This is a genomic window from Mesorhizobium sp. M2E.F.Ca.ET.219.01.1.1 (assembly GCF_004016445.2).
Taxonomy (GTDB): Bacteria; Pseudomonadota; Alphaproteobacteria; order Rhizobiales; family Rhizobiaceae; genus Mesorhizobium.
This window is the reverse complement of record NZ_SADT02000053.1, coordinates 1-428: the sequence shown is the minus strand read 5'-3', so window position 1 is coordinate 428 and position 428 is coordinate 1. Positions and strand designations below refer to the sequence as shown.

Genomic DNA, 428 nt, shown 5'->3' with positions numbered 1-428 from the left:
GTCTCGGCGGTGACGACGAAGTCGTCGGGCAGGCGCACCGGATCGGCGAAGATCGAGTGGTAACGGCCGACCGTCACTTCCTTCGGGAGCCCCGAGAAGATGATCCCGGGCTTCGAGACGCGGATGCGCGACGGCTTGCCGTGCATCGGGATGTGCAGTTGCCGGAGCTCCCCGCCATAGGCTTCGGCCAGCGCCTGCAGGCCGAGGCAGACGCCGAAGACCGGCAGCTCGCGGCTCCTCGCCTTCTTGATGGTGGCGGCGCAGTCGAAATCCTTCGGCGTGCCCGGGCCGGGCGAAAGCACGACGAGATCGGGCTTCAGCCGCTCGAACACCTCTTCCGGCACCGGGCTGCGCACGGTGGAGACATTGGCGCCGGTCTGGCGGAAGTAGTTGGCGAGCGTATGGACGAAGGAGTCCTCGTGGTCGAC

Annotated in this window: 1 protein-coding gene; it reads right to left on the bottom strand. The window is 67.5% G+C overall.

The annotated features are described in order from the left end of the window. A partial coding sequence (locus tag EN862_RS34880; protein WP_193771630.1) for a gamma-glutamyl-gamma-aminobutyrate hydrolase family protein occupies positions 1-428 on the bottom strand: 428 nt, incomplete at both ends.